The organism is Rhodanobacter soli, from assembly GCF_039523495.1.
Taxonomy (GTDB): Bacteria; Pseudomonadota; Gammaproteobacteria; order Xanthomonadales; family Rhodanobacteraceae; genus Rhodanobacter; species Rhodanobacter soli.
Genome location: NZ_BAAAFK010000001.1, coordinates 3,087,937 through 3,112,496, shown reverse-complemented (window position 1 = coordinate 3,112,496; position 24,560 = coordinate 3,087,937). Strand labels below are relative to the sequence as shown.

General features: G+C 67.0%; 20 protein-coding genes. 11 read left to right on the top strand and 9 right to left on the bottom strand.

Translation table 11 applies throughout. The features are described 5' to 3' along the window. Nucleotides 1-38 precede the first annotated feature (38 nt). The 6 genes from cysD to ABD024_RS14075 all read left to right on the top strand — a co-directional run bounded on the left by cysD (nucleotide 39) and on the right by ABD024_RS14075 (nucleotide 7,194). Nucleotides 39-956, top strand: coding sequence for a sulfate adenylyltransferase subunit CysD (gene cysD / locus ABD024_RS14100; RefSeq protein ID WP_343853794.1), 918 nt, complete (start codon nucleotides 39-41; stop codon nucleotides 954-956). After that, complete coding sequence (gene cysC / locus ABD024_RS14095; protein ID WP_343853791.1) at nucleotides 956-2,821, top strand: adenylyl-sulfate kinase; 1,866 nt, start codon at nucleotides 956-958, stop codon at nucleotides 2,819-2,821. The genes cysD and cysC overlap by 1 nt, the downstream gene beginning before the upstream one ends. A gap of 88 nt (nucleotides 2,822-2,909) precedes the next feature. After that, complete coding sequence (gcvT, locus tag ABD024_RS14090) at nucleotides 2,910-4,010, top strand: glycine cleavage system aminomethyltransferase GcvT (protein WP_343853786.1); 1,101 nt, start codon at nucleotides 2,910-2,912, stop codon at nucleotides 4,008-4,010. A 101-nt stretch (nucleotides 4,011-4,111) separates the two neighbouring features. After that, complete coding sequence (gene gcvH, locus ABD024_RS14085) at nucleotides 4,112-4,507, top strand: glycine cleavage system protein GcvH (RefSeq protein ID WP_343853784.1); 396 nt, start codon at nucleotides 4,112-4,114, stop codon at nucleotides 4,505-4,507. Nucleotides 4,508-5,207: 700 nt separating this feature from the next. Further along, complete coding sequence (gene metJ, locus ABD024_RS14080; protein WP_082547597.1) at nucleotides 5,208-5,744, top strand: met regulon transcriptional regulator MetJ; 537 nt, start codon at nucleotides 5,208-5,210, stop codon at nucleotides 5,742-5,744. Between the two features lie 412 nt (nucleotides 5,745-6,156). Further along, nucleotides 6,157-7,194 (top strand): energy transducer TonB, encoded by a 1,038-nt coding sequence (locus ABD024_RS14075; RefSeq protein WP_343853780.1) that lies wholly within the window; start codon nucleotides 6,157-6,159, stop codon nucleotides 7,192-7,194. Between the two features lie 93 nt (nucleotides 7,195-7,287). Here ABD024_RS14075 and ABD024_RS14070 read toward each other — a convergent pair whose 3' ends face one another. After that, complete coding sequence (locus ABD024_RS14070; RefSeq protein ID WP_343853778.1) at nucleotides 7,288-8,598, bottom strand: serine hydrolase domain-containing protein; 1,311 nt, start codon at nucleotides 8,596-8,598, stop codon at nucleotides 7,288-7,290. A 55-nt stretch (nucleotides 8,599-8,653) separates the two neighbouring features. On the opposite strand from ABD024_RS14070, the gene ABD024_RS14065 reads away from it, so the two are divergent. Both ABD024_RS14065 and ABD024_RS14060 read left to right on the top strand, forming a co-directional pair. After that, entirely contained in the window at nucleotides 8,654-9,241 is a 588-nt protein-coding gene (locus ABD024_RS14065) for a LemA family protein (protein WP_343853775.1), read from the top strand. A 45-nt stretch (nucleotides 9,242-9,286) separates the two neighbouring features. Beyond that, on the top strand, nucleotides 9,287-11,188 hold the full coding sequence (locus tag ABD024_RS14060; RefSeq protein WP_343853771.1) for a M48 family metallopeptidase: 1,902 nt from the start codon (nucleotides 9,287-9,289) through the stop codon (nucleotides 11,186-11,188). A gap of 98 nt (nucleotides 11,189-11,286) precedes the next feature. Here ABD024_RS14060 and ABD024_RS14055 read toward each other — a convergent pair whose 3' ends face one another. After that, nucleotides 11,287-12,876, bottom strand: coding sequence for a GMC family oxidoreductase (locus tag ABD024_RS14055; RefSeq protein WP_343853767.1), 1,590 nt, complete (start codon nucleotides 12,874-12,876; stop codon nucleotides 11,287-11,289). Nucleotides 12,877-12,992: 116 nt separating this feature from the next. On the opposite strand from ABD024_RS14055, the gene ABD024_RS14050 reads away from it, so the two are divergent. Next, nucleotides 12,993-14,252, top strand: a complete 1,260-nt coding sequence (locus tag ABD024_RS14050; RefSeq protein WP_343854725.1) for an NTP/NDP exchange transporter — start codon at nucleotides 12,993-12,995, stop codon at nucleotides 14,250-14,252. A gap of 21 nt (nucleotides 14,253-14,273) precedes the next feature. Here ABD024_RS14050 and ABD024_RS14045 read toward each other — a convergent pair whose 3' ends face one another. Together ABD024_RS14045 and mtgA are read right to left on the bottom strand one after the other, a co-directional pair. Then, on the bottom strand, nucleotides 14,274-14,702 hold the full coding sequence (locus tag ABD024_RS14045) for a CBS domain-containing protein (protein ID WP_343853764.1): 429 nt from the start codon (nucleotides 14,700-14,702) through the stop codon (nucleotides 14,274-14,276). A 97-nt stretch (nucleotides 14,703-14,799) separates the two neighbouring features. Beyond that, nucleotides 14,800-15,540 carry a monofunctional biosynthetic peptidoglycan transglycosylase gene (gene mtgA / locus ABD024_RS14040; protein ID WP_343853758.1) on the bottom strand — a complete coding sequence of 247 codons (741 nt, stop codon included), beginning with the start codon at nucleotides 15,538-15,540 and terminating at the stop codon, nucleotides 14,800-14,802. A gap of 98 nt (nucleotides 15,541-15,638) precedes the next feature. On the opposite strand from mtgA, the gene hslO reads away from it, so the two are divergent. Next, nucleotides 15,639-16,538: an Hsp33 family molecular chaperone HslO gene (gene hslO / locus ABD024_RS14035; protein WP_343853754.1), complete on the top strand. Its 900-nt coding sequence runs from the start codon at nucleotides 15,639-15,641 to the stop codon at nucleotides 16,536-16,538. 13 nt (nucleotides 16,539-16,551) lie between these two features. On the opposite strand, the gene ABD024_RS14030 is transcribed toward hslO, so the two are convergent. Further along, nucleotides 16,552-19,452, bottom strand: a complete 2,901-nt coding sequence (locus tag ABD024_RS14030; RefSeq protein ID WP_343853750.1) for a bifunctional diguanylate cyclase/phosphodiesterase — start codon at nucleotides 19,450-19,452, stop codon at nucleotides 16,552-16,554. Nucleotides 19,453-19,694: 242 nt separating this feature from the next. On the opposite strand from ABD024_RS14030, the gene ABD024_RS14025 reads away from it, so the two are divergent. Then, on the top strand, nucleotides 19,695-20,603 hold the full coding sequence (locus tag ABD024_RS14025; RefSeq protein WP_343853747.1) for a hypothetical protein: 909 nt from the start codon (nucleotides 19,695-19,697) through the stop codon (nucleotides 20,601-20,603). 86 nt (nucleotides 20,604-20,689) lie between these two features. Here the strand turns inward: ABD024_RS14025 and ABD024_RS14020 are convergent, their stop codons facing one another. From ABD024_RS14020 to ABD024_RS14005, 4 genes are all read right to left on the bottom strand, one after another. Further along, nucleotides 20,690-21,592, bottom strand: a complete 903-nt coding sequence (locus ABD024_RS14020; RefSeq protein WP_343853744.1) for a DUF4097 family beta strand repeat-containing protein — start codon at nucleotides 21,590-21,592, stop codon at nucleotides 20,690-20,692. Nucleotides 21,593-21,609: 17 nt separating this feature from the next. Then, the gene (locus ABD024_RS14015; RefSeq protein WP_343853742.1) at nucleotides 21,610-22,065 is read right to left on the bottom strand and encodes a hypothetical protein; all 456 of its coding nucleotides are present in this window, start codon (nucleotides 22,063-22,065) and stop codon (nucleotides 21,610-21,612) included. Then, nucleotides 22,062-22,607 carry an RNA polymerase sigma factor gene (locus ABD024_RS14010; RefSeq protein WP_343853740.1) on the bottom strand — a complete coding sequence of 182 codons (546 nt, stop codon included), beginning with the start codon at nucleotides 22,605-22,607 and terminating at the stop codon, nucleotides 22,062-22,064. Before ABD024_RS14010 ends, ABD024_RS14015 begins: the two co-directional genes overlap by 4 nt. A gap of 138 nt (nucleotides 22,608-22,745) precedes the next feature. Continuing rightward, on the bottom strand, nucleotides 22,746-24,530 hold the full coding sequence (locus ABD024_RS14005; protein WP_343853738.1) for a phosphoenolpyruvate carboxykinase (GTP): 1,785 nt from the start codon (nucleotides 24,528-24,530) through the stop codon (nucleotides 22,746-22,748). Between the last annotated feature and the right edge of the window lie 30 nt (nucleotides 24,531-24,560).

Below are 24,560 nucleotides of genomic sequence, written 5' to 3'. Positions count from 1 at the left end.
CGGTGGCGCGTCGCGCAAGGCCAGCTTGGGTTCCACGCATGAGCACAGACAACGCGCCGACGCATTCGCACCTGGACGATCTGGAGGCGGAAAGCATCCACATCTTCCGCGAGGTGGCGGCCAGCTTCCGCCATCCGGTGATGCTGTATTCGATCGGCAAGGATTCCTCCGTGCTGCTGCACCTGCTGCGCAAGGCGTTCCATCCGGCGCGGCCGCCGATGCCGCTGCTGCACGTCGACACGACGTGGAAGTTCCGCGAGATGATCGCGTTCCGCGAGCGGGTGGCGGCGGCCGGCGACGTGCAGGTGCTGGTGCACATCAACCAGGACGGCGTGCGCCAGGGCATCTCGCCGCTGACCCACGGCGCCACCGTGCACACCGACGTGATGAAGACCCAGGCGCTGAAGCAGGCACTGGACCAGTACGGGTTCGATGCGGCGATCGGCGGCGCGCGGCGCGACGAGGAGAAGTCGCGTGCGAAGGAACGCATCTTCTCGTTCCGCAACGCGCAGCACCGCTGGGATCCAAAGCGCCAGCGGCCGGAGTTCTGGCACACCTTCAACACGCACATCCGCAAGGGCGAGAGCGTGCGGGTGTTTCCGCTGTCCAACTGGACCGAGATGGATGTGTGGCTGTACATCCGCCGCGAGAACATTCCGGTGGTGCCGCTGTACTTCGCCAGGCCGCGCCCGGTGGTGGCGCGCGACGGCGCCCTGATCATGGTGGACGACGAACGCTTCACGCTGCGCGAGGACGAGGCGGTGGAAATGCGCGAGGTGCGCTTCCGCACGCTAGGCTGCTACCCGCTCACCGGCGCGGTGGAATCCAGCGCCGATACGCTGGACAAGATCATCCGGGAAATGGCCGACTCGCGCAGTTCCGAGCGGCAGGGTCGGGTGATCGATCACGACCCCACCGCCTCGATGGAACGCAAGAAGCAGGAGGGTTATTTCTGATGACCGCATCGACCGCGCCGGGCCTGCTGCGCTTCATCACCTGCGGCAGCGTGGACGACGGCAAGAGCACCTTGCTCGGCCGCCTGCTGTACGACGCCGGCACGGTGCCGGACGACCAGTTGGCCGCGCTGGCGCGCGACAGCCGACGGCTGCATGCCGACGCCGGCGATGCGCTGGACTTCGCCCTGCTCACCGATGGGCTGGACGCCGAGCGGGAGCAGGGCATCACCATCGACGTGGCCTACCGCTACTTCCACACCGCGCGGCGCAGTTTTATCGTGGCCGACTGCCCCGGACACGAGCAGTACACGCGCAACATGGCCACCGGCGCCTCCAACGCCGAACTGGCCGTGGTGCTGGTGGACGCGCGCAAGGGCCTGCTGCCGCAGACCCGCCGACACACTTATATATGCAGCTTGCTCGGCATCCGTCAGGTGGTGCTGGCGGTGAACAAGATGGACCTGGTCGATTGCGACGAGGCCGTCTATCGCGAGATCAGCGAAGCCTACCGTGCGCTGGCGCAAACGCTGGGCATTACCAGCGTGGCGTGCCTGCCGGTGATCGCGCCGGGCGGCGACAACGTGGGTGCGCGTTCCGCGCGCATGCCCTGGTACCGCGGCCCCAGCCTGCTGGAGCTGCTGGAGGCGGCTGACGCGGCGCCCACCCGGGCAGCGGATTTCCGCATGCCGGTGCAGTGGGTGAACCGGCCCGACCAGTCGTTTCGCGGCTACGCCGGCACGATCTGCGGCGGCCGCGTGGCGCGCGGCGACGAGGTGGTGGTGCAGCCCGGCGTGCAGCACGCGCGCATCGAGCGCATCGTCACCGCCGATGGCGACCTGGACAGCGCAGGCGACGGCCAGGCGGTGACGCTGTGCCTGGACCGCGAGATCGACGTGAGCCGCGGCGACGTGATCGCCGACGCACGGCACCCGGCGCCGGTGGCCGACCAGTTCGCCTGCCACCTGCTCTGGCTGGGCGACGCCGCGCTGCTGCCGAACCGCACCTACTGGTTGAAGCTCGGCACGCGCACGGTCAACGCGCGGGTGATGTCGCTCAAGCACAAGGTGGACGTCAACAGCCAAGCGAAGCTCGCCGCGCGGCAGCTGGTGCTGAACGAGGTGGGCTACTGCACCCTGGGCCTGGACGACGAGGTTGCGTTCGAGGCCTATGCGGACAACCGCACGCTCGGCGGCTTCATCCTGATCGACCGTCAGAGCAACGCCACGGTGGCGTGCGGCATGCTGGATTTCGCGCTGGGCCGCTCGGCCAACGTGCACTGGCAGCACGTCGACATCGACAAGAGCGTGCGCGCCGCCAGCAAGGGGCAACAGCCGCTGTGCCTGTGGTTCACCGGCCTGTCCGGCGCCGGCAAGTCCACCATCGCGAACCTGGTCGAGCGCCGCCTGCACGCGCTGGGCTGCCATACCTACCTGCTCGACGGCGACAACGTGCGCCATGGCATCAACAAGGATCTCGGCTTCACCCCGGAGGATCGCGTCGAGAACATCCGCCGCATTGCCGAGGTGGCGCACCTGATGGTGGACGCGGGCCTGATCGTGCTGGTCAGCGCGATCTCGCCGTACCGCAGCGAGCGGCAGTCGGCGCGCGAGTTGTTCGCGGCGGCGGAATTCATGGAAGTGTTCGTGGACACGCCGCTGGAGGAATGCGAGCGGCGCGATCCCAAGGGCCTCTACCGCAAGGCGCGTGCGGGCACGATCCGCAACTTCACCGGCATCGACGCGCCGTACGAGCGGCCCGCGGCGCCGGACATCCACCTGCTGAGCGGCGGACAGCACGCCGAACAGCTGGCCGAACAGGTCGTGGCACGGGTGCTGGCCGGGATCGACGGCACCATCCACGGGTGACCCTGCGGCGGCGGCGCCTGCGCACGGCTTGGATTGCCCGCTGCCGGCGGCGATAATGCAGGACTTTCCCCCGCAAGGTGCCGCCGCGATGACCGAGAAGACCGTACTCAACGCCACCCACCGTGCGCTCGGCGCGCGCATGGTCGACTTCGGCGGGTGGGACATGCCGATCAACTACGGTTCGCAGATCGAGGAACATCACGCGGTGCGCCGTGACGCCGGCATGTTCGACGTCTCGCACATGACCGTGGTCGACCTTCACGGCGCGCGCACCCGGGAATTCCTGCGCCATCTGCTGGCCAACAACATCGACAAGCTGAAGGTGCACGGCAAGGCGCTGTACTCGTGCATGCTGGACGAGCGCGGCGGGGTGATCGACGACCTGATCGTGTACTACCTCGGTGAGGAGTTCTTCCGGCTGGTCGTCAACGCCGGCACCCGCGCCAAGGATCTGGCCTGGATCGAACGCCAGGCGAAGGCGTTCGACGTGCAGGTGAAGGAGCGCCCCGAGTTCGCCATGATCGCGGTGCAGGGCCCGCATGCGCGCACCAAGGTGCTTGGCCTGCTGCATGAGGTCGACCGTCCGCGCATCGAGAAGCTCGGCAAGTTCAGTGCCGCCGCCGCGCAGGGTCCGCACGGCATGCCGCTGTTCGTGGCGCGCACCGGCTACACGGGCGAGGACGGTTTCGAGATCATCGTGCCGGTCGAACATGCCATCGCGCTGTGGGAGGCACTGGCCGCCGCGGGCGTGGCGCCGGCCGGCCTTGGCGCGCGCGACACGCTGCGTCTGGAAGCGGGCATGAACCTGTACGGCCAGGACATGGACGAGAGCGTCACGCCGTGGGAGGCGAGCCTGGGCTGGACCGTCGCGCTGGACGAGGGTCGCGACTTCATCGGGCGCGCCGCGCTGGAGCAGCAGAAGGCGGCCGGTGTGCCGCGCGTGATGGTCGGCCTGGTGCTGGACGACAAGGGCGTGCTGCGCCACGGCCAGAAGGTGCTGACTGCGAACGGCGAGGGCGAGATCCTTTCCGGCAGCTTTGCGCCGACGCTGAACAAGGCGGTGGCGTTCGCGCGCATTCCGGTCGGCGAACCGGGCGACGTGCGCGTCGACATCCGCGGCCGCGAGGTGCCGGTGCGTCTGGTGAAATATCCGTTCGTGCGCGACGGCAAGCCCTGCGAAGGGATCTGAGCCGCCGTCACGCCCGTGTGCCGCTCGCGGCACATTCTTCCCGTTGGCGGATGTAGCTAGAATCACCGCCTGTAACCCAACCAAACGACTGGACCCCGATCATGAGCGAGATTCCTGGCGATCTGAAATTCCTCAAGTCCCACGAGTGGGCCCGCGTCGAAGACGATGGCCTGGTCCGGGTGGGCATCTCCGACCACGCGCAGGGCCAGCTCGGCGACCTGGTCTACGTGGAACTGCCGGAAGTCGGCTCCGCCGTGCAGGCGGGCACCGGTGCGGCGGTGGTGGAGTCGGTGAAGGCCGCTTCCGACATCTACTCGCCGGTCTCCGGCGAGGTCGTCGAGGTCAACGAGCTGCTCAACGACAAGCCCGAGACCATCAACGAGGACGCGTTCGGCGAAGGCTGGATCTTCCTGGTGCGCCCCAGCGACCGTGCCGAGCTCGACGAGCTGCTTGACGCAAACGAGTACGAAGAGCTGGTCGAGAACGAAGACCACTGAGTCGTGCGCGACGATGCTTGAGCTTGCCGGCCGCCTAGTGCGGCCGGCAACGTTTTCGGGGATGGGATACGTCGTCGCGTCGTGCATGCGGCCGCTCTGTTTTCCACGCGCGTCATCGAACGGAACCGGTTGCACCGTGACGAGCATCGCGCAGTTCCCTCGATGAAATCGCATCGATGTTTGTGCAGCGTGTGCATGTCGTGGTCGACGCAGTTGTGTCCGAGATGACGCCGCGTCATCGCCTTCGACGGAGCGTGTGCGACGGCGCCGCGCGTCCCGTTCGCGCCGTCGTCGGGGTGCGAACGGGGCGGGCGGCAGATATTTTTCGCTTCCGCCGAAATGCGGGTTTGACGGGTTTCGGTCGTGTTCCGTTCATCTGCCGGAAGCCATTCGATGGCCTGGAATGTGCCTCGCGCGAGCGAGGCCTTGTGTGTGGATGTTTATTGCATTGCCACGCCGCGATTGCCTCGAAAGCGTTGTGTGGCAAGGGTTTCAGCGTGCCATGCTTATTTCTAGTGAAATAACGTTTGGACGTATAGACGTCCAATTTAAAATTGGCACGATTGCCCGGAAGCCTTGTCGCGGCGGGTCTTTGGCCGGTTTGGGGTGGGTTGGGGCGGGTTGATTTCATGACTGAAATCAATTGACAGCAGAAATCTTCGGGGATAGCTTTCGCAACAGATCACGGGGAATGCGTTTTATGGCGACAACGAAATTCATCAAGCCCTATGTCGAGCACGGTGAAAAAGCCAATGCAGTACGCAAGATCACCGTCTCGATTCCGCTGCATGTATTGCGGCGGCTTTCTGATTTGCGCACCCACCGTCAAGTGAACAATCTTCGGCACGCTACCAACAGTGACGTGTTGGTCGAAGCGTTCCTGCACGCTTTTACTGGGCAACCACTGCCAACTGATGAGGAGCTGAGACGAACCATGGCCACTGCCAAGAAATCCGCTGCAAAGAAACCGGCCGCCAAGAAGGCCGCCGCCAAGAAACCCGCCGTGAAGAAGGCCGCCGCCAAGAAGCCGGTTGCCAAGAAGCCGGCCGCCAAGAAGGCTGCTGCCAGGAAGCCGGCCGCCAAGAAGGCTGCCGCCAAGAGGCCGGCTGCTGCCAAGAAAGCCGCTGTGAAGAAGGTCGCGAAGAAGGCTGCGCCGAAGAAGGCCGCCGCCAAGAAAGCTGCACCGGCCAAGGTGGTGAAGGCCACCAAGACCGCAAAAGCCAAAGCGAAGAAGTAAGGCGACAAGCAACACGACAAGCAGCATTCCACAATAAGACAAGCAAGCAATCGACTTCTCTCCCCGCGGTGCCCAGCGCGGGGAGAGCACTTCGAGAAGATTCGTCCCGGCCTGGCCGGGACGCTTCGTTTCAGGGGTTGGAAAATCCATCCCGCGATGGCGGCGACCTGCCGCGTTCCCCTTCGCTGCCGGCGCTGCCCGCGATGTTTTCGGCGATCTTCACGACGACACCCTGCGCGGCATCCCTGGCCCAGATTCCGGCCCGATACCGTGATCCCGCGCGTGATTTGCCGTGCTGCGCCATTGGAGTTACCTTCTGCACATCCGCGCCGCGGTGAATCCGGGGGATTCACCGCTCCTGGATGGACAGGGGGAAAAAGCGCGGGTATCTGTCGACACTCAGTGAGAGACCATGGATACCCGATACATACTTGATACGCGCCGGCATGTGCGCGGGGCCATCCAGCCCCTGATCATTGCCATCATCGCCATCTTCGCCCTGCTCGCCGTGGGCGCGTGGTTTCTGGTCATCAAGCCGCACCAGGAGTTGGTCATGACCGACTCGGGCGGCCATCCATCCACTCCGGTTTCCACCGCGACGCGGACGGCGCCGCCGCCGGCCAACGTGGCGGCGATGGATCTCAACCAGCTGCTGGCCGAGGCGCGCACCGCCATGAACGAGCAGCGCTACCTGGCGCCGACCGGCAACAATGCGTTCGAGTTCTACCTGCGCGTGCTGGAAAAGGAGCCCGGCAACAAGGTGGCTTCCGATGCGCTGCGCGAGACGTTCCCGTTCGCTGCCACTTCGGCCGAGCAGGCGATCAACTCGCGTGACTTCAATGAGGCGCAACGCCAGATCGATCTGCTGGCGAAGGCCGATCCGGCCAACTTCACCTTGACCATCCTGCGCTCCAAGCTGGATGCCCAGCGCAAGACACTGGACAAGCAGCAACAACTGGCGCTGGAGCAGGAGAAGGCCAACCAGCTGGCGGCCACCCAGAAGGCTGCGGCGGACAAGCTGGCGGCGGATCAGCTGGCCGAGCGGCAGAAAGCTCAACTGGCCGAGCAGCAAAAGGCGGCGCAGGCGAGCACGGCGCAACAGCCGCGTCAGCAGGCCTCGGCGAATCCGTCGGCGACCGGTGGCGACAATGCCGCGAGTGCGGACAGTGGCAGCGACGCTGGCACGACCACGGCGGTGCTGGTGAAGGGTTCCCCGGCGCGTTATCCCACGGCCGCGATGCGGGCGCGCCAGGAAGGCTGGGTGCTGGTGTCGTTCACGGTCGACCCCGACGGAAAGACCAGCAACGTGAAGGTGGTCCAATCGCAGCCGCGTCGCGTCTTCGACCGTGCCGCGATTGACGCGGTGGAGCGTTACCTCTTCACCCCGGCGATGAATGGTGGCACGGCCGTTTCCAGCACCAAGCAGCAGCGGATCGAGTTCAAGCTCTGATCGTGGCGTGACTGCAAACAACCGGGCGGCGCATGTTTCGCATGCGCCGCCTTTCTTTTGGGCAGTTGCAGCCGGGAGATCGTGAACAGGTTCTCAGCGGTGGCGCGGCGCGCGACGATGCACGCGCGGCTTGCTCTTCGGTTTCGGCTTCGCTGCCGTCGACTTGGCGGCACCTTCGATTTCGGCCCAGTCCATGTGCTGCAGGCCCAGCAGGTCGTCGAACACCATCGGCATCAATCCGCCGGGGATGGGTCCGGTGGAGTTCCACAGGGTGACCACGCCGGCGCGGTACTTCGGGAAGAAGCCGATCATGGTCCGATAGCCGGCAACGGCGCCGGCGTGATAGATCAGGGTTTCGCCGCCGTATTCATAGACCCGCCAGCCCAGCGCGTAGTACGCGTCGGTCAGACGCCCGCGGCGCCACGCGGTGGCGTGCAGTTCGCTGGGCGTGGCGACGCCGGGAGTGTGCAGCATGTTCAGCAGTGAGGTGGGCAGCACGTCCTGACGGCCGCCCATCTGCGCGATCAGCCATTTCTCCATGTCACGCAGGCTGGCGTTGACGCCGGCTGCCGGCGCGACCCGGTAATAGGTCTCGTTCGGTTCGAACGGTACCCAGCCGCGGCTGGTGGCGCGATGCGGACGTGCCCAACTCTTGCTGGATTCCAGCGCGGCGCGGCCGTAGCTGGCGGTGGCCATGCCCAGCGGATAGAAGATGCGCTTGTCGACCTGGTGATAGAAGAAGTCGCCGGTACGCGCCAGGACCACGTCGCCGATCATGCTGAAGGCGACGTTCTGGTAGCCGTAGCACTGGCCCACGCCGCAGACCATGTCGACCTCGTCCAGCTTGCGCACCAGCTCTTCGTACGAGGTGTCACCCTCGAGCATGTTGTCGTAGGTATTGCGCGGCAGGCCCAGCCGTTGCCCCAGGATGTCGCTGACCGTGGCCTGCGAGGCGGCCTGCATGTCTTTCAGCTTGAAGTACGGCAGCACGTCGACCAGCTTGGTGTTCCAGCCCAGCTTGCCGTCATCGATCAGCAGGCCGGTGATGGCGGTGGCGAACGCCTTCGACAGCGAGGCGAGGCGGAACACGGTGTCCGGGGTGATCGGCTGTTTGGTGGAGGCGTCGGCATAACCGACGGTGCCCTCGTAGACCACCTTGCCGTCGATCACCACCGCGGTAGCCAGGCCGGCGACGGCGTCGCGCTGGGCGATGCGGTTCAGCCAGCGCTGGTAGTCCGCGAGAGTCTGCTTGACGCGCGCCGACGGCAGCTTTTGCGGTACGTTGCCGACGCTGGCGGGCAGCAGGGTCGGAGCCGGAGAAGCGGGTGGCGCGGCAACGCAGAGCGGCGCGCAGGCCAGCCCCAGTACGCCCGTGATCAGCAAGAAGATCTTTTGAAACTGCATGGTATTCTGACGTGGTTCCGGCGTGGGGATGCGCCTCAGGGTGGAGAGTTTGGCGATGGGCCTGATCATTTTTCTGATTGTCGTCGTTCTGATTGTCTTGTACTTCGTGGCGATCTACAACGGACTGGTCACCTCGCGCAACGGTTACAAGAACGCGTTTGCGCAGATCGACGTCCAGCTTACCCGGCGCCACGACCTGATTCCGAACCTGGTCGAAACGGCCAAGGGTTACCTAGCGCACGAGCGGGGAACGCTTGAGGCAGTGGTGCAGGCGCGCAACGCGGCGGTCAGCGGGCTGGCCGGAGCGAAGGCCAACCCGGGCGATCCGGCCGCGATGCAGCAACTGGCCAGCAGCGAAAATGCTTTGACCCAGACGCTGGGGCATTTGTTCGCGCTGCAGGAGGCCTATCCCGACCTGAAGGCGAACCAGACCATGATGCAGCTCTCCGAAGAGCTGACGTCCACGGAAAACCGGGTGGCGTTCGCGCGCCAGGCGTACAACGACTCGGTGCTGACCTATAACAACAAGCGCGAGGTCTTTCCCGCCTCGTTCGTGGCGAACAGCTTCGGCTTCGCCGCGGCCGAGCCGCTGCAGATCGAGGATCCGGCCGTACGCGCCGCGCCGAAGGTTTCCTTCGGCTGATCGCCGTCGCGTCGCGGCAAGCGCCGCGGCCCGCCCGGAGCTTCCATGGATTTCTTTGCGCAACAGGCGCGCGTGCGCGGCAGCAGCCGGCGGTTGGTGGCGCTGTTCGTGCTGGCGGTGATCGCGATCGTGGTGGCGATCGACGCGGCGGTGTGGCTCATCGTGGGCCATCACGCGGCCGGCGGCGAGCCGGCCGCGTCGAACCTGCCGTTGCTGTTCACCAGCAGCATCGTGGTCATCGCCGGGATCGGGCTCTGTTCGTTGTTCCGCATCATGAGCCTGTCCGGCGGCGGCAAGACTGTCGCCGAAAGCGTCGGTGCGGTGATCGTGCCCATCGACACGCGCGATCCGGAATTGCGCCGACTGCGCAACGTGATCGAGGAGGTCGCGATTGCCTCTGGCGTACCGGTGCCGGACATCTACCTGATGGCCGACGAACCCGGCATCAACGCCTTTGCCGCCGGCTATTCGGCCTCCGACGCGGCGGTGTGCGTGACCCGGGGCTGCCTCGACAACCTCAGCCGCGACGAGTTGCAGGGCGTGATCGCGCACGAGTTCAGCCATGTGCTGAACGGCGACATGCGGCTCAACATCCGCCTGATGGGCCTGCTGTTCGGCATCCTGGTACTGGCGATCGTGGGGCGCCGGGTGATCTGGTTCGGCGGCAGTCGCAACCGTCGGGGTGGCGGCCAGGTGTGGCTGATCGGGCTGGCGCTGATGGTGGTCGGCTACATCGGCTATTTCTTCGCGCGGCTGATCCAGGCCGCGGTGGCGCGTTCGCGCGAATCGCTGGCGGATGCCTCGGCCGTGCAGTTCACCCGCCAGACCGACGGCATCGCCGGCGCGTTGAAGAAGATCGCGATCCTCGCCGAGGGCTCCACCCTGCAGGTGGCGAACAAGCAGGAGGTGGCGCACATGCTGTTCGGCGAAGCGGGCAAGTTCAGCGCGCTGTTCGCCACCCATCCGCCGTTGCTGCAGCGTATCCGCACGCTGCAGCCCGGTTTTCGCGAAGCGGAACTGGTCTCACTGGCCGCCTCGCTGCAGCGCCCGACCGCAACGACGCCGATCATCCCGGTCGCCGGCAAGCCGGCGGCGACGCAAGGCGTTGGCCCGGGCATGGCCATGCCGCCCGTGTTGCCCGCCGTGTTGGCCGGTGCTGCCGTCGTCGGCAGCACGGCATCGGTGCCCCGCTTTCAACGTGCGGCCTCGGTGCGTCAGGCCATGCCACCTGCGTTGACCGGAGCCGTGCAGCAGCCCGAGTCCGCGCTTGCCGTGATACTGGCGTTGGCCACGTCGACCGAAGCGGCGCTGCAGCCGGCGCAGCGACGGATCGTTGCCGATGCTTTCGGCGATGATGTGCTGCAAACCGTACAGACGCTCAGTGGCGAAGTGGCACAGCTCCCGCCGATCGCACGCCTACCGCTGGCCTCGCTGGCGTTTCCCGCGTTGAAGCAGTTGTCGGAAGGACGCCGGCAGACCTTGCTGGTTGCGTTCGATGCACTGGTCAAGGCCGATGGCAGGGTCGACTTGAACGAATATTGCCTCGCGCGGCTGCTGCGCCTGCAGCTCACGGAGGCCAGCCAGCCTCGTCGTACGCCGGTCGATGGATTGAAGAAACTCCCGGCCTGCCGCGATAGCCTGATCCTGGTTTGCACGGTCGTCGCGTCGGGCGGCTGTTCCGACGAGGCGAGTGCCCGCCGTGCCTGGCTCGTGGCGATGCAGCAAGCCTTCCCGGGGGAGGCGATCGAATGGACGTCACCGCCGGCGGCGTGGCAGGCACCGTTCGAACGTGCGCTGGATGATCTGGATGGATTGCTGCCGGTGGCCAAGGAACTGGTGATCCAGAGTCTGGTCAGCGCGATTCACGCCGATGGCGTGATCAGCGTGGAAGAGGTGGAATTGCTGCGCGTGATCTGCGCCAGCCTGCATTGTCCACTGCCGATGTAGGAGCGCACTGAAGTGCGCGATAGCTCTTCGTCACGTCGCCGAAAAGCATCGCGCACGACCGAAGGAAGTCCCTTGTGGGCAGGGGGCGCTCCTGCAGCTCAGATTTCGCCCAGGAGCAAGGCGCTGGCGCGCTCGGCGATCATGATCGTCGGTGCGTTGGTGTTGCCGCTGGGCAGGCTCGGCATCACCGAGGCGTCGACCGCGCGCAGGCCGTCCACGCCGCGCACGCGCAGTTCGCTGTCCACCACTGCACGATCATCGCTGCCCATGCGGCAGGTGCCGACCGGGTGATAGATGGTTTCCGCCTTGCGCCGGATGAAGTCGGCGTACTCGGCATCGGTGCCGATCCGGCGCTCGGGAAATACCGGCGCGCCGCGGAACGGCGCGAACGCCGCCTGGTCGAGGATCTCGCGCGACAGCCGCGCGGCCTCGATCATCATCTTCATGTCGTGCCCTTCCGGGTCGCTCAGGTAATCGGCGTGGATCGCGATCGGCTGCGTCGGGTCGGCCGAATGCAGGCGTAGTCGGCCGCGGCTGCGCGGATGCAGGTGGCAGGCGTGCAAGGTGTAGCCGTAGCCGGGCAGGCGATGGCGGCCGTGGTCGTCGAGCAGCGCGGGCACGAAGTGGAACTGCAGGTCGCAGCGCGCGTCGACGGCGAAGCGGCTGCGTACGAAGCCGCCGGCCTCGGCCACGTTGGAGCTGCCCGGTCCGTCGCGATGACGCAGCCAGCGCAGGCCGGTGGCCAGTTCGTTGAGGTGGTCGTAGCTGACTTTGCCCGGGTTGCCGTCGAGCGTGCAGATGTCCAGGTGATCCTGCAGGTTGCCGCCGATGTCGGGCATGTCGGCGACCACCGCGATGCCGTGTTCGCGCAGATGGTCGGCCGGGCCGAGTCCGGACAGCATCAGCAGTTGCGGCGTGTTGATCGCGCCCCCGGCGAGAATCACCTCGCCCGCCTCGATCCGCTCGGCGTCATGCCGGCCGCGACGCAGCTGCACGCCGATGGCGCGGCCCTGCTCGATCAGCACGCGCTCGACCAGCGCATGCGTGCGCACGTGCAGGTTCGCGCGCTGGCGCACCGGCTTCAGGAACGCCGTTGCAGACGAGCAGCGCGCGCCGTTGCGCTGGGTCACCTGGTACAGCCCGAAGCCGGCCTGCTGCCCGCCGTTGAAGTCGTCGTTGCGCGGGAAGCCGGCGCTCTCGGCCGCGTCGATCAGGGCTTCCGACAGCACGTTGTGATGGCGCAGGTCGGCGACGCCGAGCGGACCGCCCGTGCCGTGCAGCGCGCTGGCGCCGCGGCTGTTGTCCTCGCTGCGCAGGAACCACGGCAGTACCTCGCGCCATGACCAGCGCGGATCGCCGCTGGCCTCGGCCCAGCGGTCGTAGTCGGCCGCCACGCCGCGGATGTAGCACATCGCGTTGATCGAGCTGGAACCGCCGAGCGTCTTGCCGCGTGGCCACCACAGCCGGCGCTGGCCGAGCGCGGGTTCCGGCTCGGTGCGGTAGTTCCAGTTGAGCGCGCGGTTGTTGGCCAAGCGGGCGATGCCGGCGGGCATGTGGATCAGCGGGTTCCAGTCCGCGGGACCGGCTTCCAGCAGCAGCACGCGTGTGGCCGGGTCGGTGCTGAGCCGGTTGGCCAGCACGCAGCCGGCCGAGCCGGCGCCGACGATGACGTAGTCGTAGTGGTTCAAGGCTTCTCCATGCTTTGCTGGACGGATATGGCCGCATGCTAGGCTTGCCGCGCCCCACGCTGGATGTGCCTGTGAGTTTGCCCCGTCAGACCGTTGTGGAACAAGCCGCCGCGCCGATGCTGTCCGCGTTGGCGTTCTTCTTCGTGATGACCTCGTACTACATCATCCGGCCGGTCAGGGATCAGCTGAGCGGTGCCGTCGGTTCGCAGTCGCTGCCGTTGTTCTACGGCGCGGTATTCGTGGTGATGCTGTTGCTGACGCCGCTGTTCGGCATGCTGGTGGCGCGCTTCCGGCGCCGGCAGCTGCTGGGCTGGAGCTACAGCTTCTTCATCCTGTGCCTGCTCGCCTTCGTGCCCGCATTCGTGGCGCAGGAGCGTATCGGCGCGCGCGAACTGGGCGTGGTGTTCTTCGTCTGGGTCAGCGTGTTCAACCTGTTCGTGGTGTCGCTGTTCTGGAGCTTCATGGCCGACATTTTCTCCAGCGGCCAGGCGCGGCGGGTGTTTTCGCTGATCGCGCTGGGCGGCATGGGCGGCGCGATCTTCGGGCCCCTGGTGACCAAGTTGCTGGTGCAACTGATCGGCGTGGCGCCCCTGCTGCTGGTCTCGGCGGCGGCGTTGTCGCTGTCGCTGGCCTTGTTGCTGCGGCTTTCGGCGCAGCATGACCGGCAGCCGGGCAGTCGGGGCGGGGAAGCGATCGGCGGCTCGTTGTGGGCCGGCATCAAGGAGCTGTGGTCGCGCCCGTTCCTGCGCTACATGGCCTTGATGATGCTGTTCGGCGACGGCATCGGCACGCTGGCCTACGCACTGGTGGCCGATTACGCGAAGGCGCATTTCACCGATACCGTGGCACGCACGTCGTTCTACAACGACCTCGACCTGGCCACCAACCTGCTCGGTGCGCTGCTGCAGCTGAGTCTGACCCGCTGGCTGCTGATCCGTCATGGCGCCGGTTGGGGTCTGCTGTTGCCGGCGCTGGTGAACGTGGTGCTGCTGGGGGGCGTGGCCCTGATCGGCGGCGGCGACCTGTGGTTGCTTGGCTACAGCGTGCCGCTGCTGGCGGTGATGAGTGTGGCCACGCGCGGTTTCGCCTACGGCATGACCAAGCCGGCGGTGGATGCGCTGTATACACGGGTGCCGCGCGAGACGCGCTACAAGGGCAAGAACTTCGTCGAGACGGCGGTCTGGCGCTTCGGTGACGTGGTGGTGACCAGCGCGGTGAGCGGTTTGCGCATGCTCGGCTGGGGCATCGGCGGCCTGGCCCTGGCCGGTGTCGGCGTCGCCACGCTGGCGGCGCTGGTGGCCAGGCGCGCCGGCTGGTCACCGGACCTGGCGCCGGACGAACACGCACAGGCCCGCGCCGCGCCGCCGGCCGCCTGACTCGCGAACTGCCTGCGGGATTCAGCTGGTGATATAGCGCTGCAGGTGCTCGATCTGCTCGGCCTGCGCGTCGATCACCGCTTTGACCAGGTCACCGATCGAGATCACCCCGACCACCTTGCCGTCCTGCACCACCGGCAGGTGGCGGATACGGCTGTCGGTGCACAGGCGCATGCAGTCGAATACGTCGGTATCCGGGCTCACGGTCAGTGGCGTGCTGCTCATGATGTCGGACACGGCGGTCTGTGCCGACGAGCGTCCCTGCAGGATCACTTTGCGCGCATAGTCGCGTTCGGACATGACGCCGACCAGTTGCTCGCCGCGCATCACCAGCAGCGCGCCGATCCGGCGTTCCGCCATGTGCTTGATCGCTTCGAGTACGGGCGCATCCGGTGCAATGCTGTAGATCGCGTTGCCCTTGCCTTGCAGCAGATGTTTGACCTGGCTCATGCTGGGGTCTCCCACCGGCCCGGGCGGGCCGTCTGGGCTTGAGTCTAGCGCCGCCGTCGCGCCGGCGTGTAGTGAAGTTGTGAATCGGCGCAGCGGGTCAGCGCGGCGCGCGCGGTGGCGCGCGACCTTCGATGTAGGCGGGGCCGCCGAGCTGGTACATCTGCCGCTGGATCCAGTTCGCACGGCGTTGCACGTAGGCGCTGGGCCGGTCCGCATGCAGGCGCCGCGGGCTGGGCAGCACCGCGGCCAGGCGAGCGGCCTGGGCCGGTCCGAGCCGCGCCGGCGTGGTGTGGAAGTACGCCTCGCTGGCTGCGCCCACGCCATACACGCCGTTGCCCAGCTCGGCGATGTTCATGTACACCTCGAGGATGCGCTGCTTCGGCCAGGTCAGCTCGATCAGCACGGTGAAGTACGCCTCCAGCCCCTTGCGCACGAAGCTGCGGCCATTCCACAGGAACAGGTTCTTGGCGGTCTGCTGGCTGATCGTGCTGGCGCCGCGCAGGCGCTTGCCGTCGTCGGCGGCGTCGAGTGCGTTCTGGATGGAGTCGAGGTCGAAGCCGTGGTGGTAGGGAAACTTCTGGTCCTCGCCGGCCACCATCGCCAGCGGCACCCAGGTCGACACCTGCGTCCACGGCACCCAGTGCTGACGCAGCCGGAAATCCTTCTCGCCATGGATCCATGCGCCGAGCTGGCGCTGCATCATCACCGCCGACGTCCACGGCGGCACGAAGCGCAGCACCAGCACCACCAGCCAGCTCAGCGCCAGCCATGCGAGCAGCAGGATCGCCAGCGAGCGCAACAGACGAACCAGCGGAACGCGACGGAACGGAGAGGGCATGGCGGTACGCGTGGGAAGATGCGGGCAGTATAGGGGGCGTTGTTCGGGCGCTGCCGCGTCCCCATTTGCTTCGCCTGACTTCAGAGAGAACATCTGCCGTGGAAAACCTGCCTGTCGAAGACGTGCTGCATCGCTTCCTGCTGGAACGCGCCGGCGTGCGCGGCACCCTGGTGCGGCTGGGCACGGCCTGGCGCGAAGTGGCCGGCCGCGCCGACTACCCGCCAGTGCTGCATGCCTTGCTGGGCGAGGCGCTGGCCGCCAGCGCACTGCTGACCGGCAACATCAAACTGGATGGCACGCTGTCGATCGAGCTGAAGAGTTCGGATGCGTTGCGCCTGCTGTTTGCCGAGTGCAGTGACCAGGGCCGCCTGCGCGGGCTGGCGCGCTGGAACGCAACGCTGCCCGAGCCGCTGGCGCTGGATGCGCTGGCCGACGCGATCATGGCGATCACCATCGGCAACGTGGACCGCGGCCAGCGTTACCAGGGCCTGGTCGACCTGCAGCACGCCGACCTGGCCGGTTCGCTGGAAGACTATTTCGTGCAGTCCGAACAATTGCCGGCGCGGATCCTGCTGGCCGCCGACGGCGAACATGCGGTCGGCCTGATGCTGCAGAAGATGCCGGGCGAAGGCGGCCGCGATGCCGTGCGGGATGACGATGCGTGGAATCGCGTGGTGCACCTGACCGCCACCCTGGGCGCGCAGGAGCTGCTGGCCATCGCGCCGGAGCAGTTGCTGTACCGGCTCTACCACGAGGAATCGGTGCGCTTGTTCCAGCCGCGCCCGCTGGCGTTCGGCTGCAGCTGCAACCGCGAACGGGTCACGTCGATGCTGCGCTCGCTCGGCCGCGACGAGGTGGAGGCGGCGCTGGTCGCCCGCGGCGACGAGATCGAGGTGGTCTGCGAGTTCTGCGCACAGCGCTATCACTTCGACCGCATCGATGCCGAGCACCTGCTCAGCGAGGGCGCGGCACCCGGTGCGCCGGGCACGGCGCAGTAGCGATGAGGGTCGATCAGGCCAGCAGCAGCGGCTTGTCTGCGCCGAGCCAGGTGCCGGCGGGTTGCGGTTCGGCGAACAGGAAGCCCTGGCCGTAGCGGCAGCCGACGCGCAGCAGCGCCTGTCGCTGCGACTCTTCCTCGATGCCTTCGGCGATCACCTTCATCTGCAGCGAATCGGCCAGCACCTGGATCGCGCGCACCAGCGCCAGGCCTTGCGTCTCGGTGTCGTCGGGCGGCAGTTCGGTGATGAACGAGCGGTCGATCTTCAGCGTCTCGAACGGGTATTGATGCAGGTAGCTGAGCGAGGAATAGCCGGTGCCGAAGTCGTCCAGCGCGATGCCGACGCCGTGGCTGCGCAGGTTCAGCAGCATCTGCTTGACCTGGGTCGGGTTCTCCAGCAACGCGTGCTCGGTGACCTCGATGCGGATGCAGCGTGTCGGCACGGCGTACTGGTCGAACAGCGCCAACAGCCGCAGGTCGAGGTCGGCCGAACGGAAGTGCCGGCCGGACACGTTGATGCTGATGAAACCCTCGGTGCCGATCAGCCGCACGGCCTGGGTGCACACCTGCTCGAAGATCTGCCAGTCGATCGCCTCGGCGCAGCCGCACTCCTCGGCGATCAGCAGGAAGTCGTTCGGCGCCAGCAGGCCGCGCTCGGGATGATGCCAGCGCAGCAGCGCCTCATAGCCGGTGATGCGGCCGTCGGCCAGTTCCACGATCGGCTGGTAGAACGGCTCGAATTCGTTGCGGCTGAGCGCGTGGCGCAGGTCGCTCTCCATGTCCAGCAGCGACAGCGCCTCGCGGCGCAGGCGGTCGTCGAACATCGCCGCGCGATGGCGGCCGCCGTCCTTCGCGTTGTACATCGCGGCGTCGGCGTCGCGCAGCAATTCCTCGGGCTGGCGGTAATGCGGGCTGGACAGGGCGATGCCGATCGACGCTGAGGTGAAGATCTCCTTGGTGCCGAGCCGGAACGGCGTCTGCAGCTCGCTGATGATGCGCTCGGCGATCAGCGTCGCCTTGTTGGTCTCGACGATGCCTTCCAGCAGCACCGCGAATTCGTCGCCGCCCAGCCGCGCGACCACGTCGCGCGTCTTCAGGCAGGCGCGGATGCGGCCGCCGACCTGGAACAGCAGGTCGTCGCCGACCAGGTGACCGACCGAATCGTTGATTACCTTGAAACGGTCCAGGTCGATGAACAGCACGGCGAACTGCTCGTTCGGGTTCGCGACGTAGCGCTGCATCGCCTGTTCCAGCCGTTGCAGCAGCAGGGTGCGGTTCGGCAGGCCGGTCAGCGAGTCGTGCAGGGTCTCGTACTTCAGCCGGCGCTCCACGCGCTCGCGCTCGGCGATCTGTTCGCGCAGGTCGCGGTTGGCCAGCGCCAGCGCGCGGGTGCGCTCGGTGACGCGGCGCTCCAGCCCGGCATAGGCCTGCTTCAGCGACGCCGCGGCCTGCTTGCGCTGCAGCGCGTTGGCGATGTGGTAGCTGACGAAGGTCAGCAGTTCCTGGTCGCGCTCGTTATAGGTGTGCTCGGGCGAGTAGCTTTGCAGCGCGAGCACGCCCATCGCCTTGCCGCCCCAGATCAGCGGCACGCCGAGCCAGCACACCGAACGTGCGCCGAAATGGCTGATCTCGCCGAGCGCGCTGAGCCGGTCGATCTCCGCCGGCGTGGCCAGCAGCGGCTTGGCGTGGCGCAGCACGTATTCGGTGGCGCCGCGGCCGTGCGCGCGCGGCGGGCGCACGCTGTCCACATCGTCCACCGAATAGGGGAAGGTGAGGTGGCCGTTTTCCTCGTCGACCAGCGCGATGTAGAAGTTGCGCGCATACAGCAGGCCGCTGATCACCTGGTGCATGGCTGCGTAGAACTTTTCCAGGCTGTCCGAAGTGTTGGCCAGCTCGGCGATGCGGAACAGCGCTGCCTGCAGGCGTTCGCCGCGCTGGCGCTGCAGCACCTGCTGGCGCAGCACGCGGTTCGCCTCGCGCAGCGCGGCGGTGCGGTCGGTTACCCGGCGGCCCAGCTCGATGTGCGCCTCGCGTCGCTCCAGCGCGGTCTGCACGTGCTGGGCCACGTAGTTCAGCAGCTCCAGGTCGTGCCGCGAGTAGTGGGTGTCGGCGCGGTAGCTCTGCATCACGATGCCGCCGACGACGCGGCCGGCGCGCAGCAGCGGCGCGCCCAGCCAGTGCTCGCAACTGGGCCCGATCGGCACGAAGCGGTCACCGAACTGCTGCCTCAGCTCCTCGAACGAGCCCATCAGCGGGCGGCCTTCCTGCAGCAGGTTCCAGGTCAGGCTGTGCAGCATGTCGTGCAGCGGCAGGCTCTGGTCCGGCGGCGGCGGGTCGGTATCGGCGATGTCGACGTAATACGGGAAGCGGACGGTGTCGGTGGCCGCGTCGTACAGCACGATGTAGAAATTTTCCGCGTACATCAGGCTGCCGACGATGGCATGCAGCGAGCGCATCATCTCGGGCATGTCGTGCTCGGCGCCGGCCTGCTCGGCGATCGCGTAGAGCGCGCGTTGCAGGCGTTCGGCCAGCGCCAGCCGCGAGATCGCCTCGTACAGGCGGCTGGTCTCGGCCAGCTGACGCAGGCGGATGTCGGCCAACCGGCCCAGCCAGTCCAGCCGGTCGCGCACGATCTCGGGCAGCGGCAGGTCAGCCCATTCGAGCATCAGGGTGCGCGGGCCTTGAGGATCCTCCGCCAGGTCCAGTTGTCCGGCCAGGTGGGCGGGTTGTTCGTCCATGCGTCGCCAGCGCAGCCGACCATGGATGTCGAAGTTGCCCAGCATGAGTTCGCAGACTTCCATCACGCTGGCGGCGTCGGGCGCCTCGAACAGCCGTTCTACCGCAGCATGCAGGGCTGCAAGATCCCGTGCCACCGGTGGTGGTTGGGATGAACGGATCGTCGGCGTGGCGCTCATTGGGCTGGGACTGGTTCCGGGGCAACCTGACTGGATCGACGTGACATGCCTTTATATCGTGTAAGTCTGTTCCCTCGCCAGTTTCCGAAGGTGGGAACCCGCGGGTGGGGGCGGGGTCAAAATGGGGTTAGAACCCTGCCGTTTTGTGCGTTGGGGCGGATTTTCAGGGTGTTAGTAAAACGTAAAACGAGGTATAGTGAGGCCCAAGTATCCTCTATCGAGTGAGTCATCGGTTCATACCTATGCGTCGCCTGTCCGCCCTGCTGCTGATCCTGCTGTTGCCGCTCACCGCGGCCGGGCAGTCTGCGGGCGGCGACAGTGCCATGGCGGAGCGTCTGCTGGCGCAGCCACCGGACCAGATGACCGAGGTCGAGCCCGGCGTCATGGTGCCGCTGTGGCGCGGTGCCGATGGCCGCCTGCTGGCGCTCAAGGCAGAACGCAGCACCGGTGCCGAAGCCCTGCGCAAGAATGCGCCGCTGGCACTGCGGGTAGTGGATGCCTCCACGGTGATGACGACCGGCGTCGAATACGGGCTGGGGCCGCGGCTGCAGGCGCATGCGGAGGTCAGCGAACATTCGTGGGCGAATCCGGGCCTGCGCGTGCTCGGCAGCGAAGTAGGCGCCACTTATGACACCGGCCGCTACAGCGTGGGTGTCAGCGTCGGCACCAACACCACGCCGAACAAGAACGTGTTGCCGCGCGTGCTGCCGGGTGCCGCGCCGGGCGTGGATGGCCTGTCCAGCTTCGACAGCAGCTCCCAGCTCAACGCACACGGCCGGCTGGCCCTGGGCAGCAAGAGCGGTATCGACCTGGGTGCCAGCGTGGGCCGCATCCACCTGCTGCCGGGCAATCTGCTCGGCGTCGACACGCTGGACCAGAAGGCACTGAGTTTCGGTGTCGACCATGGCCCGCTGAGCGGCGTCCTGATCGGCCGCACGATGCAGCCGCAGGCCGGCATCCCGGGTGGGCTCAACGGGGATCGGCGCTGGAACAGCATCGATCTTGGCGTGACCTGGCGCCTGCCGTGGCGCGGCTCGCTGAGCGTCGGTGCGCAGAACCTGTGGTCGTCCGGCACCCCGGCGAATACACCGGCAGGTCCGGAACCGGATCAGTCGCGCACGCCCTACGTGCAGTATCACCAGGATCTCTGAGCGGTCGGGTCGTGCTTTGCGATGCATCATGAAAACGCCGTCGCCTCTGCGACGGCGTTTTTCGTTTCGGGGAGCATCGGCTGCGTTCAGTCCTGCCTGCGCACGCGCAGGTCGCCGCTGAATGTCTCGATGTTGATCTTGCCGGCGCCCGCGCCGAGGCGGACATCCAGCGAGCTGCCGGGGCCGTGCTCGGGTTCCTTCGGTGTGCCGAAATCGCTGCGCAGGTCGCCGCTGAAGCTGCTGGCGTGCAGGCTGGCGGAGGTGTTCGCGGGCAGTTGAAGCTGCACGTCGCCGCTCATGCTGTCGATATCGATGCTGCCGCCGGCGGCCAGGGCACCGGTGAGCTGCACGTCGCCGGATACCGTGCTGAGGGTGAGTTTCTGCCACGGCCCACCGTTGGCCTGGATACGGCCGGAGATGGTCTGCAGTTCGACATCGCGACCCAGCGCCGGCGCCAGGATCTCGCCGCTGACGGTCTGCAGTTCGGCCTGCTCGGCATGTCCGGCCTGCTCGATGCCGCCGCTGACGCTGTCCACCTTCAGCGAGGGCGTGCGTGCGTTGATGCGCGCCTTGCCGCTGACCGTATTGACCTGGATGCTGCCGCCGTCCATGCCGTCGATGACCAGTGGCGCACTGATCACGTCGACGTCGAGCGAGGCCGCCCTGGGCACATGCAGTTCCAGCGTGGTCGGTGCCATCTTGCTGTCGCCGCCCCAGTTGAACCAGCCGGAGCCGCCCTGCGGCTCGACCTTGATCTCCAGGTCGCCGTTGCTGCCGGTGATCGCCAGCGGCTTGGCGCCGTCGCCGAGGCGGCCGCTGACCTGCACTTCGTTGCGGTCCCACGCGATCACGTTCACCGTGCCGGCGATGTTGCTGATGCTGACACGGGCGGTCGGCGTGGCGTCATGGCGCAGCTGGATCGGGGTGTCGGCAAGGGCCTGGCCGATGCAGAAGCACAGCAGCAGGGGAAGGTAGCGGGCGGTTTTCATGGTCGTTCCTGGTGGTATCAGCCGGCCTGATTGGCCAGTTGGCGCAGTTGCGTCTGCTGCTGTTCGGTGCGGCCGAGCAGACGTTGCAGTGACGGTGAATCCGGCGCCTGCTGGATCGCCAGCTGCAGCTCCATCCGCGCGGCGTCCAGTTCGATCGCGGCGCCGGCGAGTCGTGGGTCGGACGGCTTCCAGTTGCCGGAAGCCTTCGTGTGGCTGGCCACCGGCGTGGCGGTCGGTGTCTGCAGCACGCGCCAGCCGATGCCACCGGCCAGCAGCAGCGAAGCGGCGAGACTGGCGGCGACCAGCCAGCGCCGGAGATGCGCTGGCCGTGGCTCACGCATCGCCAGGTTCGCGGGTGCTTGCGTGCGTTCGGCGTCTTCCAGTGCAGCGTCGATCGAGGCCCACAGGTCGCGCTGCGGTGTGAGCGGCTGGCGCAGGTCGCGCATCTGACGGCGCCATTCGAATTCGTTCATGAGCTTTCTCCCAATATTTTGCGCAGCAGGCCGCGGGCGCGATGCAGTTGCGCTTTCGACGTGCCGACCGCCATGCCCAGTTCGCTGCCGATGTCCTCGTGCCGCCAGCCCTCGATGTCGTGCAGTACCAGCACGGCGCGGGCGCGTGGCGGCAGCTGGCCGATCGCGCGTTCCAGTTCCTCGCGTTCGGCGGCGCAGAACGGTGTTTCGCCGGTGTCCGGCAGATGCTCGTCGTCGAGCATGTTGACCGGGTCGGCACTGCGGGCGCGGATGTCCATCAGCGCCACGTTCACCGCGAGCCGGTACAGCCACGTGCCGAACGCGCTTTCATGGCGGAAGCCGGGCAGTTTCTGCCAGGCGCGGATGAACGCGTCCTGGGTAAGGTCCTCGGCGCGCGCGTGGTCGTAGCCGGCGAGCCGGTACACCGCGCCATGCACGCGGCCGACGTGCAGCTGGTACAGCCGCTGGAATGCGCGGCGATCGCCGGCGGCCGCGGCGCGCACGTCATCGCTGTCGTTCGCTCCCGCTGAGGCAGGCGACATGGAGCTTCCAAGGGCAGGGCAGGCGGCGATCATCTTGCCAGCTTGGATGCGGCGTTGCGCAAAAGGGTTTGAACGGCCGCCGCGGTGACGGGCCCGCAACATCACGGGCAGGTCGTGGCGACCTGCCCGTGAACCGGCTCAGGAGGCGACGGCTCCGCGGCGCGACCGGTCGGCGTCATCGTCCAGCGCCTGGGCCACGCGTTGCCGTTCCTGGCGCAGGCGTTCGGGCAGGCGTGGGGCAAAGCTCTCCAGGTATTCGCCGATGGCGGCCAACTCGGCCTGCCAACCGACGGTGTCCACGTCGAGCAATGCATCGAGCCTAGCCTGGTCGAGCCTGAGCTCGTCCAGCTTCAGCTCGCCCTCACCGGGCAGGATGCCGATCGGCGTCTCGACGCCACTCACGCGGCCTTCGGCGCGGTTGATCATCCACTCCAGCACGCGCAGGTTGTCGCCGAAGCCCGGCCACAGGAATTTGCCGTCGGCGCCTTTGCGGAACCAGTTGACGTGGAAGATCTTCGGCAGCTTCGCGCCGGGTTTGTCGAATGCCAGCCAGTGTGCGAAATAGTCGCCGTAGTGGTAGCCGCAGAACGGCTTCATCGCCATCGAGTCGCGACGCAGCACGCCGACCGCGCCGGTGGCGGCGGCGGTGGTTTCCGAGCCCATCGCGGCGCCCATCAGCACGCCGTGGGTCCAGTCGCGCGCCTCCATCACCAGCGGCAGCAGCGACGGGCGGCGGCCGCCGAACACGATCGCGCTGATCGGCACGCCCTGCGCGGCTTCGGCCATCTCCGACCAGGTCGGGCACTGCTTCGCGCTGACCGTGAAGCGCGAGTTCGGATGCGCGGCCGGGCCGTTGGCCGGATCGTACGGACGTCCCTGCCAGTCGGTGACCGGGGTGCCGGGCAGGCCTTCCCACCATGGCTGGTTGTCGGCAGTGACGGCGACGTTGGTGAAGATGGTGTCGTGCGAGATGCTCCTCATGGCATTGTGGTTGGTGGCGTCGCTGGTGCCCGGTGCCACGCCGAAGAAGCCGGCTTCCGGGTTGATCGCGTATAGCCGTCCATCCGCGCCGGGGCGCATCCAGCAGATGTCGTCGCCGACCGTCCACACTTTCCAGCCATCGCGCAGGTAGCCTTCCGGCGGAATCAGCATCGACAGGTTGGTCTTGCCGCAGGCGGACGGGAACGCGGCGGCGACGTAGTGCGTCTCTCCCTGCGGGTTCTCGATGCCGACGATCAGCATGTGTTCGGCCAGCCAGCCTTCGCTGCGCGCCTGGTTGCTGGCGATGCGCAGCGCATGGCACTTCTTGCCCAGCAGCGCGTTGCCGCCGTAGCCGGAGCCATAGGACTTGATCGACAGCTCGGCCGGGAAGTGCATGATCCAGCGCCGCTCGGGGTCGAGTTCGCCCTTCGAATGCAGACCCTTGACGAAGTGGCCTTCGCGCTCGATCCGTGCCTGCGCGGCAGCGCCCATGCGGGTCATGATCTTCATGTTGGCGACCACGTACGGGCTGTCGGTGATCTCCACGCCGCAGCGCGCCAGCGGCGAGTCGATCGGGCCCATGCAGTACGGAATCACATAGAGGGTGCGGCCTTCCATGCAGCCGTCGAACAGCGCGTCGATCTTCGCGTGAGCGTCGGCCGGGGCCATCCAGTGGTTGTTCGGGCCGGCGTCCTGCTCGTTCGGGTGGCAGACCAGGGTCAGCTGTTCCACGCGCGCCACGTCGGACGGGTGGGAGCGGTGCAGATAGCAGCCCGGGTGGGTCTGCTGATTCAGTTCGATCAGGGTGCCGTCGGCCAGCATCTGCTGCACCAGGGTCTGGTATTCGGCATCCGAGCCATCGCACCAGTGGATCCGGGCGGGGCGTGTCAGCGCCGCTACTTCGTCAACCCACTGTCCGAGCGCTTCCAGCTTGCTGGCCATCGTGTCCTCTTCAAGGTACAGGGAAAAAGT

What these genes read in the sequence shown, in the direction of transcription:
- cysD (WP_343853794.1), top strand. Translation starts at nt 39, where the DNA reads ATGAGCACAGACAACGCGCCGACGCATTCGCACCTGGACGATCTGGAG.
- cysC (WP_343853791.1), top strand. Translation starts at nt 956, where the DNA reads ATGACCGCATCGACCGCGCCGGGCCTGCTGCGCTTCATCACCTGCGGC.
- gcvT (WP_343853786.1), top strand. Translation starts at nt 2,910, where the DNA reads ATGACCGAGAAGACCGTACTCAACGCCACCCACCGTGCGCTCGGCGCG.
- gcvH (WP_343853784.1), top strand. Translation starts at nt 4,112, where the DNA reads ATGAGCGAGATTCCTGGCGATCTGAAATTCCTCAAGTCCCACGAGTGG.
- metJ (WP_082547597.1), top strand. Translation starts at nt 5,208, where the DNA reads ATGGCGACAACGAAATTCATCAAGCCCTATGTCGAGCACGGTGAAAAA.
- ABD024_RS14075 (WP_343853780.1), top strand. Translation starts at nt 6,157, where the DNA reads ATGGATACCCGATACATACTTGATACGCGCCGGCATGTGCGCGGGGCC.
- ABD024_RS14070 (WP_343853778.1), bottom strand. Translation starts at nt 8,598, where the DNA reads ATGCAGTTTCAAAAGATCTTCTTGCTGATCACGGGCGTACTGGGGCTG.
- ABD024_RS14065 (WP_343853775.1), top strand. Translation starts at nt 8,654, where the DNA reads ATGGGCCTGATCATTTTTCTGATTGTCGTCGTTCTGATTGTCTTGTAC.
- ABD024_RS14060 (WP_343853771.1), top strand. Translation starts at nt 9,287, where the DNA reads ATGGATTTCTTTGCGCAACAGGCGCGCGTGCGCGGCAGCAGCCGGCGG.
- ABD024_RS14050 (WP_343854725.1), top strand. Translation starts at nt 12,993, where the DNA reads ATGCTGTCCGCGTTGGCGTTCTTCTTCGTGATGACCTCGTACTACATC.
- ABD024_RS14045 (WP_343853764.1), bottom strand. Translation starts at nt 14,702, where the DNA reads ATGAGCCAGGTCAAACATCTGCTGCAAGGCAAGGGCAACGCGATCTAC.
- mtgA (WP_343853758.1), bottom strand. Translation starts at nt 15,540, where the DNA reads ATGCCCTCTCCGTTCCGTCGCGTTCCGCTGGTTCGTCTGTTGCGCTCG.
- ABD024_RS14030 (WP_343853750.1), bottom strand. Translation starts at nt 19,452, where the DNA reads ATGAGCGCCACGCCGACGATCCGTTCATCCCAACCACCACCGGTGGCA.
- ABD024_RS14025 (WP_343853747.1), top strand. Translation starts at nt 19,695, where the DNA reads ATGCGTCGCCTGTCCGCCCTGCTGCTGATCCTGCTGTTGCCGCTCACC.
- ABD024_RS14020 (WP_343853744.1), bottom strand. Translation starts at nt 21,592, where the DNA reads ATGAAAACCGCCCGCTACCTTCCCCTGCTGCTGTGCTTCTGCATCGGC.
- ABD024_RS14015 (WP_343853742.1), bottom strand. Translation starts at nt 22,065, where the DNA reads ATGAACGAATTCGAATGGCGCCGTCAGATGCGCGACCTGCGCCAGCCG.
- ABD024_RS14010 (WP_343853740.1), bottom strand. Translation starts at nt 22,607, where the DNA reads ATGTCGCCTGCCTCAGCGGGAGCGAACGACAGCGATGACGTGCGCGCC.
- ABD024_RS14005 (WP_343853738.1), bottom strand. Translation starts at nt 24,530, where the DNA reads ATGGCCAGCAAGCTGGAAGCGCTCGGACAGTGGGTTGACGAAGTAGCG.